Below are 14,862 nucleotides of genomic sequence, written 5' to 3'. Positions count from 1 at the left end.
GCGCCCACCATCCGGCCTCGGCGCAATTCGGCGGCATTCGGTCGCCATATTGCGAATGCAGAATGTGCTCGTGAAAAAACGCGCAGCGAGTTATCCGGAACACCGTGCCACACATTGTTGCGGGCACCTTAAATCACGGATTCCCCGAAATCCGAATACGCGTCAGGACACGATTCGCTATCGATTTCGGGTCAGCGACTGCCGGTAAGCCCGCGGCGACATCCCCATCCATCGGGTGAAGGCGTGTGTGAAATTAGCCGTTTCCGCATATCCGAGCCGGCGGGCGACATCCTCGACCGTCGCCCCGGCGCGCAGCAACTCCGCCGCGGTGCTCTCGCGCACGGTGTTGAGCAGGCCGCGGAAGCTGGCACCCTCGGAGGCGAGCTGGCGGCGCAGCGTACGGACGTTGATGTGCAGCTCGGCGGCCACTTCGGCCATCGACGGCACCGAACCCGGTTCGCGCAGCAGGCGCTCGCGGACCAGTGTCGACAACTTCCAGCCGCCGTCGAGCAGGACCTGCAGCGCCTCGCGGCACTGCCGCTCGATCAGATTCGCGGTATGCGAATCGGCATGTGGCATGCGCAGATCCAGGAACGAGCGCGGCAGGACCAGCGCGGTACGCGGGCAGTCGCTGAGGATGGTGTCGATCGAGGCGAATTCGGCCAGTGCGGCGGCCCGGTCGGCGTCCAGCTCCAGTTCCAGGCGGACGGCGGGGATGGTCACGTCGAGCGCCCGGCCGGCCACGAAGATCAGCGCCACCTCGCGTTCGACGAAGAATCCACGCAGGTCGGCAGGTATTCCCGAGCCGTCGGCCACCAGCGCGACCTCGTCGCCACCGGAATCGTCGAGGTGATAGCGCGCCGCGACCGAGACGAGATCCTGATAGCGGACCGCGATGTTCAGCACGTCACGCATGGTCGCGCTGGCCAGGGCCGCGAGGCCGACCAGACCGGCCTTGCCGAGCGACGCCTGCGCGGCGGTCTGCACGCCGAGCCCGGGACGATCGCCGAGCGCGCGAATGAGATTGCGGGCGACAGCGAATTCTTGATCCGGCCAAATTCGCACCTGTTCATCGGCCAGATCCGCGGGTTCGATTCCGGTGCCCGCCAATAACAGCGGTTCATCCAATCCATGCGCGAGCCCGACACTCACCATCATGCGCACACTGACGCTGCCGTGCGGTAACACATCGGACGGCGTACCGATCTTAACCACAGTCCGAAATTACCAATATTCGGTCCGTTCGGCACATTCCGGCCCCCGAAAGTGGGGGCATAACCTCGACAGACCGACATCGGCACGGGATGGCCGAAGGTCAGGCAGGGATCGAGGAGGGCGACTACACCGTGGACATGTTCAGTACCTGTTGGATGGAACCGCTCGACCTCACCCCGCAGAAGGCCCATCAGATCATGCAGATGCACCGGGGCTGCCGCACCGACGAATGCCCGCGCCGCCGTGCCGCACTGCGTGTTCTGGTCGAGGCGGGCCGACTGATTCCGGATTCCTCACGGGTGCACTGACACCGCCCGGGTGACGGTTACCGGCCCGCCCAGCGGTCGGTCCAGTCCCGCCCGATCCGGCGCGCCCGGGCCGGCGGCATGCGATCGGGTTCGGTGAGGACGGCGAGCGTGAGACCGTCGAGCAGCGCCAGCAATTCGGCTGCGGCATCGGCGGATTCGTCGGATCGGTCCGGATTCACGGCGGCCAGCGCCCGGGCGAGCAGTTCCTCGGTGTGCTGCCACTGGGCTCGATGCAGCGCCGCGATCTCCGGGTCGTGGGCGGCGCGGGCCACCAGTGCGACCCACACCCGGGCGAGGCGATCCTCGCTGTCGGGGGCGATGAGCAGGTCGACGAGGCGGGACAGGCGCTGCGCCGGCGGAAGCTGTGCCACCGTCGCGGCGTCGAAGCGGCGGGCCGCCTCGTCCCGCACGTATTCCCACACCCGGTGCAGGAGGTCGGTTTTCGTCGAGAAGTAGTACTGCACCGTACCGATCGACACCTCGGCGCGAGCGGCCAGCGTGCGGATGCTGACGCCCTCGATCCCGTTCTCGGCGATGACGTCGGCCAGCCGATCGAGCAGCTGATCACGACGGTCCATCGCGGCACCGGCCGCCGCCCCGGCCCGCTCAACGCCCACCGCGTCGACTCCTCTCCCGCTGATCGCGAGCCTGATAGTAGTGCCGGATCTGTGCTCCCACCCGACGCGCCACCGCCACCGGTTCCCGGCGGCCGTCGCCACGGGAGGCCCGCTCCACGACGGCGGCGAAGAACAGCAGCAGCACCGCGACGCCGCTCAGGCCGAAGTAGACCGCATCCCCGAGCAGGCCGACGAGCATGCGGGCCGATTCGTGATCCGGTCCGGCCAACGCCGGTAGCAGCGCTTCGAATTGCAGCAGACGCAAACCCTCGGCAACCAGCCACAGCACCGCTGCTCCGGCCAGCGACCACCCGGCGAGGCGATAGCCGCGCGCCAATCCGACGCCGGCCACCAATGAGACCACCGCCAGCACCAGCACCGCCAGCTCGCCGGCGCCGAACACCACCTGCGCGCCGCTCATCGCGCCGGCTCCGGCCGCACCGGACGCCGCAGGATGGCGAACAGCAACAGCGCCCAGGCCAGCACCAGCAAGAGGTTGCGGACGCCGGCGCCGAACTCCATGCGCCGCGTAATGCCCTCGGCGCCACCGGAACCGAACCACATCGCCCGGCTGGTGACCAGTCCGATCACCGAGCCGATCACCGCCACCCCCGCGGCGAGTACCGCGGCGCCGAAGGCTCGCCCCAGCCGCCGCCGGTAGTACAGCGCGATCGCCGCACCCAGCAGCGGCGCGCACAGACCGAGCAGTTCCACGAGACGAAACATCGGCAGCCACCCTCTCATACGTTCGTATGAGAACTACCATACGAACGTATGAGGCCTGCGGTCAATACGACCGTATGAGATCGGTCAGGGTGTCGCGAAACTCCATTCGTCGCCGTCGGGCCAGATGACGCGGGAGCCGTCGCGCCGGCGCAGGGTTCCGGCCGGGTCGACGATCCATTCCGCGGGGTCGAAGGTCTCACCGCCATCGGCCGGATATTCGACGGCGAGGTGGTCCCGTCGCAGATAGGCTCCGTCCTCGCGCGGCGTCCACGCGTCCGGATCGAAAGTATGGAGCGCGTTGTCCGCGGTGATCACCGCCATCGGGCCGTAGCGCCGGAGACGGGAGCCGTCGGAACGGACGGTCCAGGCCGCATCGGTCATCGGCTCGGATTCGTCGGTACCGGCCCAGACGATCTCGGATGTGCCTGGCGCGTACAGATCGCCGCGCTCGCCGTGGCGCCAATATCCCGGTTCGCGCCGCGTCCACGGCCGGTCGGCGAGCAGATCGAGCACCGCGTCCAGATCCTCCGGCGCGCCGAAATGCGTTGCGGCGATAGACTTTTCCGACCGTCGCACCATGGAGGTGAGGCGGGCGCCGGGCCCCGCTTCGATCACGTACCGGACGCCGCGGGCCGTCAGTCCGGCCATCACGGCGTCCCAGCGCACGGGTGCGCAGATCTGCGCGGACAGCGAGCCGGCCGGATCCGCTTCGGCTCGCCAACTCCCGGATGTGCCGTCCACCACCGGAATTCGTGCCGTGGTGAATTCGGCGCGCGCCAGCTCCGATCGGAAGGCGGCCGCGGCCGGTGCCATCAGCGCGCAGTGAAACGGGGCGCTGACCTCGAGAGCGCGGGTGATCGCGCCGCGTTCGTCGGCGAGTCGCCGTGCCCGGACGACCGCGCCGGTGTGCCCGGAGATGACCATCTGACTCGCGCCGTTGTAGTTGGCGACCGCGACGACCTCGGATTGCGCTGCGGCAGCGCAGATCCGGTCGACCTCGTCGGCGGCCAGACCCATCACGGCCACCATCGAACCCTCCCCGGGCGGCACCGCCTCCTGCATCAGGGCACCCCGGCGGCGCACCAGGCGCACCGCGGTCTCGAAGTCGAGGGCGCCGGCGCAGACGTGGGCGGTGATCTCACCGAGGCTGTGACCGGCCACGACCACCGGATGAATGCCGGTCTCGGACACCAGAACCCGGTACGCCGCCACGCTGGTGGCCAGGATGGCGGGCTGGGCGTACTCGGTCCGGGCCAGCGCCGCCGGGTCGCCGCCGAAGCAGAGTTCGCCGAGGCCGAATTCGATCGCCGCGTCGGCACGGTCGAACACCTCGCGCGCGACCGGGTAGGTGTCGGCCAGCGCCTTGCCCATGCCGGGGAATTGCGCTCCCTGACCGGGGAATACGAATGCGAGCATGTCAGCCGATCCTCAACAGTGCGACGCCCCAGGTGCCGAACCCGTGGCTGATGGTCATGACGATCTCCCCCGGCGCGACGCCGTCCTCCAGATAGGTCTGCAGGTTGATCAGGTTGTCGGCCGAGTGCACGTGGGCGTAGTCGGCGATGTTGTCGAGATAGCACAGGTCGTGGTCGAGTCCGGCCGAATCGGCCATGAACCGCACGGCCTCCTCGTTGACGTTGTTGGCGATGATGCGTCGCACGTCGGCGCGGTCCAGGCCGGCGCGGTCGAGCATATCGGCGACCGCGCGGGACAAGCCGCGTTTGGTGAGCCCGGCCAGCGCCGGTATCTTCGCCACGCGGATCAGCTGGTTGGTGCCCTGATTCGAGCCGAGCACCTCGATGCGCGACGGTTCGGCGGAGGTGATCAGGCAGGCGGCCGCACCGTCGCTCAGCACCGAGAGCGCGTCGCGCAGGATGCGGGCGTGCGGGTCCGGGCACGCGTCGGAGGTGACGACCAGGACATTGCGGGCCGATCCGGCGGCTACCAGGCTGTGCGCGATCCGCAGGGCGCTGCCGAAATTCGCGCATTCGGCGAGGGTGACACCGATCGGCGTGGCGCGGGTGAGGCCGAAACGCTCACAGAAGCGCAGGAATTCACCACCGGCCAGGGCGCCGGTTTCGGGACTCGACGACGCGTAGACCAGCAGGTCGATCTCGGCCGCATCCACCGGGATCCGGTCGAGAGTGCTCGCGACCACCTCGGCGGCCAGTTGCAGGGGGGTCTGTTCGGTGCGGCAGTAGTGGTACAGGCCGAGGCCGTGCATATCGCGCAACATGGCGGGGTCCTCGCGCAGCGGCTCCAGGCTCGCGATGGGCTCGCGAGCGCCGACGGCATAGGAGACCCCGTGCAGATAGACGCTCATCGGGACTCCTCCTCGCGCAGGCGGCCGGACAGGTAGCGGTGCATCGCCCGCACGGTCGGATGTTCCCAGTGCACCGCGCCGGGCAGGTCGATCCCCAGGGCCGCCGACAGCCCGTTCTTGAATTCGAGCAGCGCCAGCGAACTCATGCCCAGTTCCAGAAATGGTGTGGCGGGGTCGATCTCGTCGGCATCGATGCGCAGGACCGCGGCCGTTCTGCTCAGCAGCAGCTCCCACAGCGCGGCCTCGCGCTCCTCGACCGGGAGGCGGCGCAGCTCGTCCGCCAGGGCCGAGGTGGCGCCGGAACCCATGGCGCGCAGAGGTTCGTACATCGGCACGGCGCGCGCGAAGGGATGGGCGCCGAGCCAGGCGTCGGCATCGAGACCGATGATGGCGGCGCGGGGACGACCGTCGTCGAGCAGTGTCTCCAGCAGCGTGTATGCCGTCGCCGGCGCCAGCGAGCGGATTCCGCGGCCGGCCAGATACTCCTCGGTCGCGTCGCTGCGCGCGGCGAGTCCGGTATCGCGGAACGGACCCCATGCCACCGCGGTGGCCGCCAGCCCCTGCGCACGCCGGTAGTGCGCCAAGCCGTCGAGAAACGCGTTGGCGGCTGCGTAGTTCAATTGACCGCCCGAGGGCAGCAGGGTCGCGGTGGAGGAGTACATCACGAAGTACTCGACGGGATCGCCGGTCACCGCACGGTGAATGTTCCAGGCGCCCAATGCCTTCGGACGCAGCACAGGATCGAACCGGTCCCAGCTCTGATTGGTCAGGACGGCGTCGCGCAGGACGGCCGCGAGATGGAACACCCCGCGCACCGGACCGATCCGGGAGCGCAACCGCCCCACGGCGTCGGTGACCTCGACCGCATCGGCGACATCGGCGCGTTCCACGATCACGCGCTCTCCGGCGACGTTGAGTTCGTCGATGATCGCGCGTTCGTCGGCGGTCGGCTCCCGGCGGGCGAGCAGTCCGACCTGCGTGCCGCCCCGTTCGACCAGGGTGCGGGCCAGTTCGAGACCCAGCCCGCCGAGGCCGCCGGTGATCAGGACGCAGCCGGGTTCGGCCAGCCCCTGCGCGGCACCGCGCACGATGTCGGTGGTGGCCGCGTCGTCGGTCACCAGCACCAGTTTGCCGGTGTGCGCACCGGTGCTCATCAGCCGGAACACCTCGGCCGCCGCGGCGATCGGATAGGTCTGCACCGGAAGCGGTTCCAGTTCGCCGGAGACGACGCGGTCGAGCGTGTGGTGCAGCAGTTCGGCGAAAACCGCCGGGCGCTCGCGGTGCAGGCCGGCCATATCGACGGCGGTGTAGGTGATGCGGCGTTTGAAATGTTCCAGGGGGAGCCGCCCCGAGCCGTAGATATCGCGTTTGCCGAGCTCGAGGAAGATCCCGTCGGCGGCGACCGTGCGCAGACTCGCCTCGGCGGCCGCGCCGGTGAGGGAGTTGAGCACGATATCGACCCCCGCGCCGGCGGTGACATCGAGAACCTGCTGCTCGAATTCCGTGGTGCGCGAGTCGAAGACGTGCTCGATGCCCAGCTCCCGCAGGTAGCGGCGCTTGTCCTCGGTGCCCGCGGTCGCGATGATCTCCAGTCCGTGCCGCTGTGCCACCGCGATGGCCGCCGCACCCGTGCCACCCGTAGCCGAATGGATCAGGATGCGCATGCCGGGGCGCACCCGGGCCAGATGTTCGAGTGCGTAGCAGGCGGTGGTGTAGGCGGTGGGCAGCGCCGCGGCGTCGGTGAGCGCGAACGTCTCCGGCAGGCGATAGACCAGCGCCGCGTCGGCGACGGCATGGGTCGCCAGGCAGTTCAGCGCCACCGCCACCACCCGGTCGCCGACGCGCACCGTATCGACCTCGGCGCCCACGGCGACGACGGTGCCCGCGCATTCCGATCCCAGCGGCACGTCGTCGAGATCCGCGAAAAAGCCCATGGCCCACATGACGTCGGCGAAGTTGAGGCCGGCGGCGGCCACGGCGACGACGACCTCACGGGGGCCCGGTCGCGGCCGGCCGCGACCGCGCAGCGTCAGCGTCTGCAGGCGGCCGGGCTCGTCGATATCCACCCCGAAGCCGCGAGTGCCCGCGGCGACGACGGGTGGATCCGGATTCAGCCGGACCCGGTCGAGGCGCGCGACCCAGCGAAGTCCGGAGCGCAGCGCGATATGCCGCTCGCTGCCGTCGGCGAGTTCCGCGACCAGGTCGGCCGTGTCGTCGCCGTCCACGCCCGCGTCGGCGGCCAGGTCGACGAGCGTGGTGCGCAGTTCGGGGTGTTCGGCGGCCAGGGCGGTGCCGAAACCCCACAGGGCCGCCTGCCACGGGTCCACGCACTCCTGCGCCACCGCCTGACCGCCGCGCGTGACCACCCACAGCCGGGGCGCGGAGGTCATCCGCACGGCCGCCCGCGCGAGGCCGAGCAGTGCGGCGAGATCGGCGAATGCCGTTGCGCCGTCCTCGGTTCCGGCGAGGTACAGGATGTGATCCGCGGGTTCGTCGAAGGTCGGGGCGTGCGGTTCGGTGTCGTCGGCACTCGGCGCGACCGCGACCGTGGCGGCGTCTGCGCCCGCCGCGACGAGTTCCCGGATCAGCGTTTCGGGTCCCAGCGGTGCGTCGTCGTCCGGGTCGCCGCCGACGACCACCCAGCGTCCCGAGAGCGGCCCGGTCGCGCGCGGACGCTGCTGCCAATCGACCGCGAGGACGGCGGCATCGGCGGTATCCGCGTCGACGCGGGTGGCGGTCAGCTCGCGCACCGAGGCGACGAGCGAGCCGTCGTCGGCGTAGATGTCGAGGTCGGCGGTCTGCAGGCGACCGTCGCGGGCGTAGCGGCGCACATGGGCGTGGACCTGAGGCGGAATGTGGTCGGCGACGTGCAGGGCGCCGATCGCGGACGGCAGGAACAGTTCGTCCCCGGCCAGTGCGCCGACCACCTGGAAACATCCGTCGAGCACCGCGGCGGCCGTCACCCCGTGCTCCGGGTCGCGCGCACCGGCCGCCGCGCTCACCCGTCCGAGCGCCTCACCATCGCCGACCGACAGTTCCGTCACCGTGCGGAAGGCGGGCCCGTAGCGAGTGCCGTTGCGGGTGTAGGCCGCGTAGAGATCCTGCGGGTCCACCGTGGTGAGGCAGTGCCGCCGCGCCGCGGCCAGTCCCGGGACCTCGGGGATGTTCTCGCCGGAAACGATCCGTCCGCGAGCGTGCTCGGTCCACACCGTGGCCGCGCCACCCGGCTCGGCGGCGCGGGCGCTGATGCGAAACTCGTTGTCGCGCAGTACCACCTGCACTCGACGGCCGGTGTCGGGCAGGGTGAGTACCCGCTCGAACCGGATCTCGGCGAAATGGCAGCCGGGCCCGAAACCGTGCTGCAGGCGGGCCGCGGCGGCGAGGTTGACCAGCCAGGCGCCCGCGGCGACCGGCGTATCCCCGACCGCGTGGTCGAGCAACCAGGGCGAGCGAGCGGGATCGACCACGCGCTGGAGCAGGCGTTCGCCGCTGACGGACGATTCGACCACCGCCTGACCATCGTGCTGTTCGGCCGCCACATCCCAGTCGGAGCGAGCCCAGAACCGTCTGTGCTGCCACGGATACGCCGGCAGTTCGACGATCCGGCCGCGCACCCCGGCGGCCGCCCAGTCCACGGGGACTCCGTGCACGTACAACCGGGCGATCAGTTCCAGGATGTCGCGGCGCGCGTAGCCGTTGCGTTTCAGGGATCCGGCCACCGCACCCCGGTCGTTCGACGCGTCGATGCGGGCGCGGATGCCGTCCACCAGAACGGGATTGGGCCCGATCTCGACGAAGGTCGCCGGACCCTCCGCGAGCACCCGCTCGACGGTCTCGTCGAGGCGGACCGTGCTGCGCAGATTTCGACCCCAGTAGTCGGCGGTCAGCGCATCGGTGGGGACGTAGTCGGACTCCACGGTGGACAGGAAGGCGGCCCGGCCACCCGGGATCGCGGTGATGCCGGCGATCCGCTCGACGAAGGCGTTTAGGTGCGGATCCAGCTGGCGGCTGTGCGCGGCCGACTCGATCTTCACCCGCCGAGGATCGTAACCGGCTGCGGCCAGCGCCTTTTCGAGCCGATCCAGATCGGCGACCGTCCCGGAGACGACGACCTGCGCGGGTCCGTTCACCGCGGCGAGGTCGAATTCGCCTTCGATCTGCTCCAGCCATCCGGCGAGCTCACCGGCGCTCATCGGCACCGACAACATGCCGCCGGTCCCTTCGATCGCGCGCAGCACACGATTGCGGTGGACGATGACCGCGGCGGCGTCGGCGAGGCTCAGTGCCCCCGCGACCCGGGCGGCCGCGATCTCACCGACGCTGTGACCGATCACGGCATCGGGCCGGAACCCGGTCGCCGCCAGCAATTCCGCCAATCCGATCTGCACGGCGAAGGACATGGGCTGGGCGAGATCGATACGGCCGCCGTCGGATTCGCCGGTGGCCAGCAGTTCGGCGATGTCGGCGCCCAGATGAGGTTCGAACGCCGCCGCGCACCGCCGCACCGCCTCGGCGAATACCGGATAGTCGGCCATGAGCTGGGCACCCATCCCGGTCCAGTGCCCGCCGAATCCGGCGAAGACGAAGACCAGGGCGCCCGGTTCGCCGCGGCGACCGCGAATCACGCCCGCGCGATCACGATCCTCGGCGACGGCGGTGAGTCCGCGTTGCAGTGCGGCGGCGGTTTCCCCGATCACCACGGCACGATGGTCGAGTGCGGCGCGACGCGACGCGGTGAAGCACAGGTCACGCGCCGGCGCGCCGGCCGCCAGCCGGTCCCGCCAGCGAAGCGCGGTATCCCGCAACGCTTGTTCGGTGGCCGCCGACAGCGGCAGGACCAGCAGTTCCCGAGCCGGTTCGGCGGCATCCCCGACATCCCCGGCATCTTCGGCCGCCGGTTCGATCCCCGGGGCCGTGGTGATGATCGTATGCGCGTTGGTCCCGCTGAATCCGAATGCGCTGACCCCCGCGTACACCGGCTCGGCGCCGGAGATCTCCCGCGCCGCGGCCGGGATCACGATCGGCGTGGCGTCCCAGTCGATCAGCGGATTCGGCGCGTCGAAATGCAGTGTGGGCGGGACGATCCGGTCGCGGACGACCGTGATGGCCTTGAGCAGTCCGGCGATTCCGGCGGCCGGTTCCAGATGGCCCAGATTGCCCTTGGCCGATCCGACGAGCAGTGGACGGTCTCGATCGGCGCCGAAAACCGCGGACAGCGCGCGCAATTCGATGGGGTCGCCCAGCGGTGTGCCGGTGCCGTGCGCCTCGATGTAGTCGATGCGGCCGGCCTCCAGCTTGGCCTCGCGCAGCGCATCCCGCAGCACCTGTTCCTGGGCGCGGCCGTTGGGCGCGGTGAGGCCGTTGCTGCGGCCGTCCTGATCGACGGCCGTGGCCACAATCGAGGCCAGCACTCGATCACCGGCGGCGTGGGCGGCGGACTCGCGCTTCAGCACGACGACGCCGCACCCCTCGCCGCGCACCAGTCCGTCGGCGGCGGCGGAGAAGGGCGCGCAGCGATTCCTCGGCGAGGGCGCCCGGAGTTTCGACATCGAGATCATCGACTGCGGGGACACGATCAGATTGACCCCGGCCACCAATGCCAGCTCGCACTCCCCCGACCGCAGGCTCTGCACCGCCAGATGCAGCGCGACCAGTGCGGACGAGCATGCGGTGTCGACGACCAGGGCGGGCCCCTGCAGTCCGAGGTGATAGGCGATCCGCCCCGCCGCCACCGACGGCGCCAGACCGGTGGCGGAATAGATGTCGATCGCCGCCGGATCCGTCGCCGCGGCGCCGTAATCGTTGGGGCACATGCCGACGAAGACGCCGGTCCGGCTCTCGCGCAGGGACTCCGGTGGAATCGCGGCATGCTCGAGCGCCTCCCACGCGACCTCGAGCAGCAGCCGCTGCTGCGGGTCCATGGCCTCGGCCTCGCGCGGCGAGATGCCGAAGAAGGCGGCATCGAAATCGCCGATATCGGTGAGGGCGCCCATCTTCGCGATGAAAGATCTGCCGGGTGCGTCGGCGTCGGGATCGTAATAGTGCTCGACATCCCAGCGGTCCGGTGGAATATCGACCACGCCGTCGCCGCCCGCGCGCAGGAATTCTGAGAATTCCTCCAGCGAACCCACGCCGCCGGGCAGGCGACAGCCCGCACCGATCACGGCGACCGGCTCACTGCGCTGTGCCAAGGCCCCGCGGGCCGTGCGCAGGGCGGCGATGGCGCCGCGTAAGGCCTCGCTGCTGTCGCCGCCCTCGGGCAGCGCACTCGGATTCGTCGCGGTCGGGGTCAACGCAGCACCTCTTCCAGGGCAGCCACTTCCGCGCGAGCAAGCGCGATGAGATCGGATTCGCTCAAGCCGTCGAGCGGGGTGCGGGTCGTGCTGACGGGGATGTCGAACGACACGGGGTGCGGGTCGGCCGGGTCGTGGTGCTTCGGCTGCGGCTCGATCGTGGTCGGTTCCGCCGCAGTCGCCGGTGCCGACATCGCCGGTTCGGCGGCCGGCTCGGGCGGAATCGTCGGTGCGGCGGCCAACCGCGCGGTGAGCTCGGCGATCTGCACTGTGGCCGTCGGGAATTCGAAGGCGAATGCCGCTTCGATCGGCAGCGCGAGCGCACGGCCCAATACGGTCCGCAATTCGATCGCCATGAGCGAGTCGAAGCCGAGTTCCTGCAGCGGTGTCTGCAGATCGACGGGATCGGAATCCGGCATCTGGAAGACCTGCCGGATACTCGCGACCACCACCGCGCTCACCCGTCGGCGCAGCAGGTACAGCTCCGCCTCGGACGGCGCGGGCCGCGCCGATGCGACGGCTCCCGCGGGCACGTCCGACCCGGTCGCATCGGTGCGCACAGGCGGTCCGGGAACTGCGGACCCCTGGACAGTTCCCTGACCATCGCCTGAAGCTGTCGTGGCCGATCGAGCGGCATCGAGGTTGTCCACATCGAGGGCTTCGACCTGCGGAGGCCGAGCCGCCGCAGCGGGTGCGCTCGGCTCGCCGGTCGCATGCGTGGCGCCGGACGCTTCCACCCAGTAGCGGCGGCGCTGAAAGGGATAGGTGGGGAGGGTGATCCGGGGATAGTGGGTGCCGTGCAGGTCGCGCAGATCGTCGACTGCGCCGGCCACGAACAGCCCGGCCGTGCACCGGATCACTTCGCCGCGAGTGGTTCCGGTGGTGAACCAGCGGCTCTCCGGGGCGGTGCGGCGGCTTCCCAGTTCGGTCAGCGTCGCCCCAGCGACCTCGGCGAATACCGTGCAGTCGAGTTCTCCCAGCGTGGCGAAGGCCCGGTCCAGGTGCGCGGGCCACAGCGGGCGGCTCGACCAGTAGGCGGGATCGGCCGCTTCGTGGCCGAGGCGCATCCCGGTGTGCGCGGAGACGACAGTGAGTTCGGGCTCGCCCGGCTGACCCGGATCAGGGACGGCCGTTCCCAGGTGGTCGCGCAGTTCGGCGTGCGTCGTCGCGGCGACACCGGCGGCGCGCAGGCGGTGCAGGAGCGGCTCGCGACCGCCGGGGCCCGCCTCCAGCAGATAGCGGTCGCCGGCGTGACCGCACAGGCGCGCACCGGTTTCGCGCAGTACCGCGTCGAGCAGCGCACGGTCGTCGGTGCGTGCCACCACGCGTTCGCCGAGCAGCGCCGCGGTCGAGACCGAAGCACGCAGTGCCACAGCCGGTTCCAGAATTCCGGCGATCGCGGCGGTCACGTACTCGCCCACGCCGACGCCCAGCACGGCAGCCGGACGCAGACCGAATGCCAGCAACTGGCGAGTGGTGGCGTACCGGTGCACGAAGGCAAGCGCATCCGCCAGGCCGGGGACGCGCTGCGCCTGATGCGGTGCCAGCCCGGCGAACAGAGCGGTCCGGAAACTCTCCCGCGAGGCGGTCGCCTCCAGGCATTCGTCGACGGCGGCGCGAAAGACGTCGGAGCCGGTATAGCTTTCGCGATCGAGCGGTTCCACACCGGGTCCGCGGTGCCCGATCAACAGTGCGGTACGCACGGCACGACCCCGCGGCACGTGGCCGGTCACGATCGTCGGCTGCCGCTGCCCGGCGATATGTGCGTCCAGGGCGGCCGCCATCGCTGTCGTACTACCGGCCACCACGGCGAGTCGATGTTCGAACGCGCTCCGCCCGAGATTCGCTGTCGCGCACACCGATTCGAGTCTCGACGGTTCCACGGTGCGCAGCGCGAGCGCGAACCGCCGCGCCTGCGCCCGCAACGCCTCGTCGCCGCGGGCGGACAGCGTCAGCAGGCCCGAGGGTACGACGCCGCCGGATTCGGCTGCCGCCGGCGGTTGTTCGACCAGCACGTGCGCGTTGGTCCCGCTGAAACCGAACGAACTGACACCCGCGATCCGCGATCCGGCGGGCCACGGTGTGGTCTCGGTGACCACCCGCGCCGAACCGGACGCCCAATCGATGCGTGGATTCGGTTCCCGCACATGCAGCGTCGGCGGCAGCACACCGCGCTCGACGGCCAGGGCCGCCTTGATCAGACCGGCGATCCCCGCCGCCGTCTCGGCGTGCCCGAAATTAGATTTGATCGACCCGACCCACAGCGGCGCACGCGCGCCGCCGAAGACGGAGTTCAGCGCACCGATTTCGATCGGGTCGCCCAGCGCGGTGCCCGTGCCGTGTGCCTCGATGTAGTTCACTTGCGCCGGTTCGAGATTCGCCGCCCGCAGCGCCGCCCGCACCACTGCCTCCTGGGCGCGGGCGCTCGGCACGGTGAGTCCGCCGGTCCGGCCGTCGTGGTTGACCGCGGAGCCGCGGATCACCGCGTAGATCCGGTCGCCGTCGCGCTGTGCCTGCGAGAGCCGCTTGAGCACCACCAGACCGGCGCCCTCGGCGCGACCGTATCCGTCGGCGGAGGCATCGAAGGTCTTGCAGCGGCCGTCCGGCGACAACGCCCGGATGCGGCAGCAGAACATCGTCGAGAACGGCGAGAGGATCAGGTTCACACCACCGGCCAGCGCCGTCGAGCAGTCGCCGTTGCGCAGACTCTGCACCGCCTGATGGACCGCCACCAGCGACGACGAGCACGCGGTATCCACCAGTGACACCGGTCCGTGCAGATCCAGCGTGTACGCCACCCGGCCCACCGCGATACTCGGTGTGTTCCCCAGTCCCGCATAGGCGTTCATGGCCTCGGGGATATTCGCGACGGCGATGCGGTCGTAGTCGCGCCAGCTGAATCCGACGAACAAGCCGGTATCGGATCCGCGCAGCCGCTGGGGCGCGATACCCGCGTTCTCCACCGCCTCCCACGCGATCTCCAGGAGGAGCCGTTGCTGCGGGTCCATCGCGTGCGCTTCGCGCGGTGAGATGCCGAAGAAGTCGGCGTCGAACATGTCCACCGCGTCGAGAAATCCGCCGCGGGTGGTGTAGATGGTGCCGGGTTTGTCCGGGTCCGGATCGTAGAACCGCTGCACATCCCACCGATCGCCGGGCTGTTCGCCGGTGGCGTCGACACCCCCGGCCACGACGTCCCACAGGGTGTCCGGCCCGGTGATGCCGCCGGGGAACCGGCAGCCGATGCCGACGATCGCGATCGGTTCCGCCGGACGAGGTTCGGCCAGCCGCTCCCGCGCCGCGCGCAGGGCCGCGGCGATGCGCTGCTCGCGGTCGGGTGTCACACCGGTGGTGGAGACGGATTCGGAACTTGCTGCGGACAT

The 14,862-nt window shown here is 70.3% G+C and carries 9 protein-coding genes; 1 reads left to right on the top strand and 8 read right to left on the bottom strand.

The window, feature by feature from the left end; all coding sequences use genetic code 11:
- Positions 1-177: 177 nt before the first annotated feature.
- Positions 178-1,215, bottom strand: a complete 1,038-nt coding sequence (locus tag ACPCUW_RS02845) for an AraC family transcriptional regulator ligand-binding domain-containing protein (protein ID WP_423423582.1) — start codon at positions 1,213-1,215, stop codon at positions 178-180.
- Positions 1,216-1,304: 89 nt separating this feature from the next.
- On the opposite strand from ACPCUW_RS02845, the gene ACPCUW_RS02840 reads away from it, so the two are divergent.
- Complete coding sequence (locus ACPCUW_RS02840; RefSeq protein ID WP_030515125.1) at positions 1,305-1,523, top strand: hypothetical protein; 219 nt, start codon at positions 1,305-1,307, stop codon at positions 1,521-1,523.
- 17 nt (positions 1,524-1,540) lie between these two features.
- On the opposite strand, the gene ACPCUW_RS02835 is transcribed toward ACPCUW_RS02840, so the two are convergent.
- The 7 genes from ACPCUW_RS02835 to ACPCUW_RS02805 all read right to left on the bottom strand — a co-directional run bounded on the left by ACPCUW_RS02835 (position 1,541) and on the right by ACPCUW_RS02805 (position 14,862).
- Complete coding sequence (locus tag ACPCUW_RS02835; protein WP_104391828.1) at positions 1,541-2,140, bottom strand: TetR/AcrR family transcriptional regulator; 600 nt, start codon at positions 2,138-2,140, stop codon at positions 1,541-1,543.
- Complete coding sequence (locus ACPCUW_RS02830; RefSeq protein WP_063009156.1) at positions 2,130-2,561, bottom strand: hypothetical protein; 432 nt, start codon at positions 2,559-2,561, stop codon at positions 2,130-2,132. Before ACPCUW_RS02830 ends, ACPCUW_RS02835 begins: the two co-directional genes overlap by 11 nt.
- Positions 2,558-2,866, bottom strand: a complete 309-nt coding sequence (locus ACPCUW_RS02825) for a hypothetical protein (protein ID WP_423423581.1) — start codon at positions 2,864-2,866, stop codon at positions 2,558-2,560. Before ACPCUW_RS02825 ends, ACPCUW_RS02830 begins: the two co-directional genes overlap by 4 nt.
- Positions 2,867-2,950: 84 nt before the next feature.
- Positions 2,951-4,282, bottom strand: a complete 1,332-nt coding sequence (gene fabD / locus ACPCUW_RS02820) for an ACP S-malonyltransferase (RefSeq protein ID WP_423423580.1) — start codon at positions 4,280-4,282, stop codon at positions 2,951-2,953.
- A gap of 1 nt (position 4,283) precedes the next feature.
- Complete coding sequence (locus ACPCUW_RS02815; protein WP_423423579.1) at positions 4,284-5,189, bottom strand: 3-oxoacyl-[acyl-carrier-protein] synthase III C-terminal domain-containing protein; 906 nt, start codon at positions 5,187-5,189, stop codon at positions 4,284-4,286.
- Complete coding sequence (locus ACPCUW_RS02810; RefSeq protein ID WP_423423578.1) at positions 5,186-11,482, bottom strand: type I polyketide synthase; 6,297 nt, start codon at positions 11,480-11,482, stop codon at positions 5,186-5,188. The genes ACPCUW_RS02815 and ACPCUW_RS02810 overlap by 4 nt, the downstream gene beginning before the upstream one ends.
- A complete protein-coding gene (locus ACPCUW_RS02805; RefSeq protein WP_423423577.1) occupies positions 11,479-14,862 on the bottom strand; it encodes a type I polyketide synthase in 3,384 nt (1,127 codons plus the stop codon). Before ACPCUW_RS02805 ends, ACPCUW_RS02810 begins: the two co-directional genes overlap by 4 nt.

The organism is Nocardia sp. AB354, assembly GCF_049538315.1.
Taxonomy (GTDB): domain Bacteria; phylum Actinomycetota; class Actinomycetes; order Mycobacteriales; family Mycobacteriaceae; genus Nocardia; species Nocardia nova.
This window is presented reverse-complemented; position numbering and strand designations above follow the sequence as displayed.

Coding starts and splice junctions, on each gene's coding strand:
- ACPCUW_RS02840 (WP_030515125.1), top strand. CDS start 1,305: ATGGCCGAAGGTCAGGCAGGGATCGAGGAGGGCGACTACACCGTGGAC.
- ACPCUW_RS02830 (WP_063009156.1), bottom strand. CDS start 2,561: ATGAGCGGCGCGCAGGTGGTGTTCGGCGCCGGCGAGCTGGCGGTGCTG.
- ACPCUW_RS02825 (WP_423423581.1), bottom strand. CDS start 2,866: ATGTTTCGTCTCGTGGAACTGCTCGGTCTGTGCGCGCCGCTGCTGGGT.
- fabD (WP_423423580.1), bottom strand. CDS start 4,282: ATGCTCGCATTCGTATTCCCCGGTCAGGGAGCGCAATTCCCCGGCATG.
- ACPCUW_RS02815 (WP_423423579.1), bottom strand. CDS start 5,189: ATGAGCGTCTATCTGCACGGGGTCTCCTATGCCGTCGGCGCTCGCGAG.
- ACPCUW_RS02805 (WP_423423577.1), bottom strand. CDS start 14,862: ATGTCCGCAGCAAGTTCCGAATCCGTCTCCACCACCGGTGTGACACCC.